The sequence below is a fragment of the Arthrobacter bambusae genome (genome assembly GCF_022606295.1).
In the GTDB taxonomy this organism is placed as follows: domain Bacteria; phylum Actinomycetota; class Actinomycetes; order Actinomycetales; family Micrococcaceae; genus Arthrobacter; species Arthrobacter bambusae_A.
Window position 1 is genome coordinate 1 of record NZ_JAHHZS010000075.1, and the last position, 4,824, is coordinate 4,824.

Genomic DNA, 4,824 nt, shown 5'->3' on the forward strand with positions numbered 1-4,824 from the left:
AGCGGCGCATGGTGAGGGCATCGAGTCCTTCCGCGTCCACCAGTGCCAGGGCGGTGGACAGGACGAGGTCCCGGCTCAGCCTGGGTTTCTGCCCGGCGGGCTTGTCGTCGGCACCTGCAGCGGGAGAATTGGCCGGAGACTCTGGGGGAGGCATGGGGGTTCCGTCCTGATCTGATCGTTTCATCGCGGCTCTTGCCGGGAAAATAAGCTTGCTTACTTTGTAGTCTACGCGTAAAGTCTACATTGTAGTGAAGTTCGACAGCAGATTAAACGAGGCGGACTTCAACGCACCGCCGCCGGCCGTGCGCTCCATTTCCCAAGTCCGTGACTGCGCACCACGCACAGACCGCCCGAACCGCAGAATTCCACAGAACCGGGCGACCACTCCCCTGCTAATACGACATGGCAGCACGCAACCTACCCGCAAGGGGACCCCATGGCTAAGACGGCTGACATCCAGTTCGACCAATTCCTTGAAGAATCCACCATCACCACCTATGACAAGTCGGACTCCGCTCTCGGGCGGGACTGCTTCTACGGCCTGTACACGAGCTGGTGCCTGCTCCAGCAATCCTTGCCGCTGCCGGAAAACGTATTTTGGGCAGCGCTGAAAGCCAAAGGCATCCATCCAGCCGGCAACGGGCTGGCCATGACAGGCCCAGCGGCGGCCGACTACATTCTGGCAAGCTACCCGGGCCTGGCCTGAACCGTTGAGCACCATCTCAAGCACTTACATCCCCCGGGACGCCAACCAGCCCCGCGGCACCCAACCCTGGTGCGCGACATGCGACACCGATCTGCACCTCGTCGTGGACTCCATCGCCATCATGGACAACCGCAAAGAAACCCTCGCCGTTGCCGTCACCTGCACCCGATGCGGCGGAGCCCGCGTGCTGTCCACCACCGCGGGCCTCGTCGCCCCAGTCTTGGCCCGCTCCCCCGATAAGGATGACGTCCTTCACCTGGGCGCCGAGTACATCCACTGCGGGGAACCCATGTCCCCGAGCAACCCGGACCTGAGAACGCCGCTAACACCGCTCTCGACCCAACCGCTCCCAACGGACCTCCTCGGCGCCTACCTCCGCACCCGGGTCCTTCGGTGCCGGTGCGGCTTCCAAATGGAAAAACCGCACTAACCACCCCCACACACGGCTCATTAGTAAGTATGCTTACCAATGAGGTCCCTGGCCGCCGGCCAGGGCACTCACACAAACAAGGAGACTCACATGTTGCTTTGGATAGCCATCATCATCGCCATTCTCTGGCTTCTCGGTTTTATCGGCGGCATCGGCGGTGGACTCATTCACATCCTTCTGGTTGTCGCCGTGATCGTCCTGATTTTCCACTTCATCCGCGGCAGGTCACGCGTTTAGCGGCGCACCCCCGCCAACCGAGGCGAGTCGTAATACGCGAACTCCACAGTCCTCTGGCATGTCTACCGGAGGACTGTGAAAGCTTGACCAAAATTTCTGACTGAGGCCGGGTTCGCTCCCGCGACCGCTACCGCTTTCCAGTCCGCGCCCCCGAGCTCAAACGCCAAGGTAACCGGAATCTTTCTTCAATTCCCCTTCGGGGCTCCGTCTTCCTGCGGTCCAGGAAAGTAAGGGTTACCGCATGAAACAACATGCCGACGGCGATGCCCCCCTCGGGGGCCGATACCGCCTGATCGAGCGCATCGGGTCCGGAGCGATGGCCATCGTATATCGGGCCACCGATGTCTTTCTTGGGCGCGACGTAGCAGTCAAAATCATCAAGAAACCAGCCCGCAACGGCGTGGCGGCGGCCATCGATGACGACGAAGTGAAGGTCCTTGTCCGCATGAACCACCACGGACTGGTCACTCTCCTTGATGCAGGCGTTGATAGCAACGGGCCCGGTGAGCCACGTGTCTATCTGGTGATGGAGCTCATCGAGGGCCCGGACTTGAAGCAGCATCTGGCCCGGGGTGTACTTGGGCCGCGCCACACGGCACAGATCGGACACGATGTGGCTGACGCTTTGGCCTATATCCATGGCAACGGTGTGGTTCACCGGGACGTCAAACCGGGCAACATCATGATCTTTGACTACCACCAGGACGCTGCGCGGATCCGCGCGAAGCTCACCGATTTCGGCATCGCCTTAATGTCCGAATCGCCGAGGGACACGGACGGCGGAGTCCTGGGGACCGCGGCCTACCTCAGTCCCGAACAAGCCCGGGCCGAGCCCGTTACTTCCGCCAGCGATGTCTACTCCCTAGGGCTCGTCCTGCTTGAGAGCCTTACCGGACAGGTCGCCTTTCCCGGCGATCCGATCCAGAGCGCCGTTGCCCGGCTGATCCGGGATCCACACATCCCTGAAGACATGGATCAGGACTGGAAGACACTCCTGACCGCCATGACCGCCGCCGATCCGCTGGAACGACCCACAGCACGCGAAGCATCCAAGGCACTGTTCGATCAGGTCTCGGCAGGCCGGGCCAGGCACAAAGTGGCCCCCTCCATCATTCCCGACGACGAAATCGCACGTATGGCCGCCGTGCACCAATACCGAATATTGGACACCCCGCCCGACGGCGCCTTCGACAGAATCACCGCCCTGGCAGCCCGGCTATTCAACGTACCGATAGCAATCGTCAGCATCGTCGACCATGACCGAATCTGGTTCAAGTCCCACCATGGCATCACGGCCGAGGAAATTCCCAGGGACCCGGGCCTGTGCGCCTCAGCCATCCTGCAGGGCGACGTCTGGGTCGTGGAGAACGCTCCCGAAGACCCCCGGACACTCACGAATCCCCTCGTCGCCGGGGACTTCGGCCTCGGATTCTACGCCGGGGCTCCACTGAAGACTCGGGAGGGATACAACCTCGGAACCATGTGCATACTCGACACGGTCCCGCGAACAATGTCCGCGACTGACATGGCGACCCTGCAGGACCTGGCGGGGCTTGTTATCAGCGAGTTGGAACTTCGCCTCGAAAGCCGGGAACTGGCACAGTCATCCACTGATTCATAGTTCGTCTTTGGCGCCGGCCGGTGCGTGCGCGTCCTACGCCTCGAAGTGCGTCTCGATGCTGTTCCCGGACAGTTGCTCGATCAGTTCGGTGGCTACGTCCCGAAGTTTGCGGTTGCGGTTGCTGGAGACCTTGGTAAGGATCGCCATCGCCTCCGACTGCGAACATCTGTTTTGCGCCATGATGACACCGCAGGCCACGTCGATGGCGGTCCTGCTTTGCATGGCTGATTCCAGGTTCTGTGCCCGGTGATGGGCGGAGTCGATGCGCACGGAAAGATGGAGTATGTTGCGTGCAGCGGCGGCGAAGCCCACGGCCTTGTCGAAGACATCCGGGGTGAATGCGCCTGGCTTGGAGGCGAAAAAGTTCAGCGCGGCGCTGGCCTCCTCACTGATTTCCATGGGAATCCCCAACGAGCTGTGAACACCTATCTCGGCGAATTTCTTGGTGAGCGCCGGCCAGCGCAGATCTGTCGAATCGTCCTCGATGATCACTGGCGACATCTCCCGGAGTGCCGCGATGCAGGGGCCGTCACCGATAGCCTGCTCAAACCGGTCAATCTCGACGGCGCGTGAGCTGCTGCCCGCAGCGGTAAGGGGCCGGCGTCTGACTTTGACGGTGATGGCGCATTCGATCTCATCGTCGGAGGCTTCGGAAATCGAAGCTGCAGCGAGCTTGGTGAGTCCGGTGAGGAATTCAGAGACATTCTCTGAGCCCGCCAGAACAGATTGAAGGTCCAGAATGCCTTGAAGAAGGCCTGCGGCTTCGTTTTCCGGTGAACTCGACATCCCCCTATCCTACTTTCCTTGTTTCACAAGGGGCACGGTGCCGCGACGCTGGCAGCCCGCATCCCGCCGTCGTATGCTGCATGCAGTCCTAGGCTTTCGATCCCCTAACCCGGAGCAGACACATGCAGATGCCCAAGCCGTCCGACGCCGACAAAGACCGCTTCCGCGCGGTGGTGCCGGAAAACCCTGACGTCGTCGTCAAGCCGATGTTCGGCAACCTCGGCGCCTTCGTGAACGGCAACATGTTCGCCGGCCTGTTCGGCCCGATGATCGGCGTCAAGCTCTCCGACGACGACCGCGAGGTTCTGGAGGCCAGCCACCAAACGCTTCCCTTCGGCCCGGAAGGCCGCGCCATGGGCGGCTACGTCGGCCTCCCCGAAGCCTTTGCCGGCGACGACGAATACACGGCCGAGTGGGTCGAGAAGGCGTTCGCCTACGTTGCGACCCTCCCGCCGAAAGCCGCGAAACCGCGTTCGGCGAAGAAGTAACTGCCCCACCACCGGCCCGGCACCAAACTCAGGGAAGTCCTCCTTGGCGGCGTCCGCGGGAAAGCTTGAGTGGCCCGGGATGCTCGGTAGCCGGGCTACCGTTGAGCGGTTGATGATGTCCCGATTCCCGTCGCCGCTCGAGTTCGCCGGTCACGAGGTCCAGCAGCGCCTGGGCTGGTTCGGAGAGCCGCTGAGTTGCGGACGGATGGGCTATTTCATCACAGTGAAGAAGCACCAGGCGGATGCGTTCCAATTCGCGCGAAGGCACGGATGGCCACCGCCGAAACAGTTGCTGAACCGCGCTTTGCCTGGGGAGGTAGCCCCGCCAAGGTTCGCTCGAGGTCTCCTGCGACCAAACTGCTCCCCGCCGCGCAGCGCGAACATCGAGGTGGCCGGCCCTTTGACCATGAAGATGGGGGTGACTGGGTTGAATGGCTGCCATGACTGACCTCCTCGTCTTGTATCGAGAAAGCCGGCTGCTTGACTTATTCCAGCATATAAAAAGTGACTTACGCCATGTCAACGAATTTGACTTTATTTCGGCCGGCAGCAGGCC

At 61.7% G+C, this 4,824-nt stretch carries 6 protein-coding genes; 5 read left to right on the forward strand and 1 reads right to left on the reverse strand.

Annotation, left to right across the window (positions count from 1 at the left end; genetic code table 11):
- Positions 1 to 436: 436 nt before the first annotated feature.
- The 4 genes from KNN17_RS22000 (at position 437) to KNN17_RS22015 (ending at position 2,994) form a co-directional block, all read left to right on the forward strand.
- Positions 437 to 706 (forward strand): hypothetical protein, encoded by a 270-nt coding sequence (locus tag KNN17_RS22000; RefSeq protein WP_241711013.1) that lies wholly within the window; start codon positions 437 to 439, stop codon positions 704 to 706.
- Between the two features lie 4 nt (positions 707 to 710).
- A complete protein-coding gene (locus KNN17_RS22005) occupies positions 711 to 1,136 on the forward strand; it encodes a hypothetical protein (RefSeq protein WP_241711014.1) in 426 nt (141 codons plus the stop codon).
- Positions 1,137 to 1,226: 90 nt separating this feature from the next.
- On the forward strand, positions 1,227 to 1,373 hold the full coding sequence (locus KNN17_RS22010; protein WP_241711015.1) for a lmo0937 family membrane protein: 147 nt from the start codon (positions 1,227 to 1,229) through the stop codon (positions 1,371 to 1,373).
- 241 nt (positions 1,374 to 1,614) lie between these two features.
- Complete coding sequence (locus tag KNN17_RS22015) at positions 1,615 to 2,994, forward strand: GAF domain-containing serine/threonine-protein kinase (protein ID WP_241711016.1); 1,380 nt, start codon at positions 1,615 to 1,617, stop codon at positions 2,992 to 2,994.
- 33 nt (positions 2,995 to 3,027) lie between these two features.
- Here the strand turns inward: KNN17_RS22015 and KNN17_RS22020 are convergent, their stop codons facing one another.
- A complete protein-coding gene (locus tag KNN17_RS22020) occupies positions 3,028 to 3,780 on the reverse strand; it encodes a GAF and ANTAR domain-containing protein (RefSeq protein WP_241711018.1) in 753 nt (250 codons plus the stop codon).
- Positions 3,781 to 3,902: 122 nt separating this feature from the next.
- Between KNN17_RS22020 and KNN17_RS22025 the strand changes: the two genes are divergently transcribed.
- Positions 3,903 to 4,268: a TfoX/Sxy family protein gene (locus KNN17_RS22025; protein WP_241711021.1), complete on the forward strand. Its 366-nt coding sequence runs from the start codon at positions 3,903 to 3,905 to the stop codon at positions 4,266 to 4,268.
- Positions 4,269 to 4,824: the final 556 nt, after the last annotated feature.

Bases quoted from the DNA above. Each gene is read 5' to 3' on its own strand.
- KNN17_RS22015 (WP_241711016.1), top strand. From the start codon at position 1,615: ATGAAACAACATGCCGACGGCGATGCCCCCCTCGGGGGCCGATACCGC.
- KNN17_RS22000 (WP_241711013.1), top strand. From the start codon at position 437: ATGGCTAAGACGGCTGACATCCAGTTCGACCAATTCCTTGAAGAATCC.
- KNN17_RS22010 (WP_241711015.1), top strand. From the start codon at position 1,227: ATGTTGCTTTGGATAGCCATCATCATCGCCATTCTCTGGCTTCTCGGT.
- KNN17_RS22020 (WP_241711018.1), bottom strand. From the start codon at position 3,780: ATGTCGAGTTCACCGGAAAACGAAGCCGCAGGCCTTCTTCAAGGCATT.
- KNN17_RS22025 (WP_241711021.1), top strand. From the start codon at position 3,903: ATGCAGATGCCCAAGCCGTCCGACGCCGACAAAGACCGCTTCCGCGCG.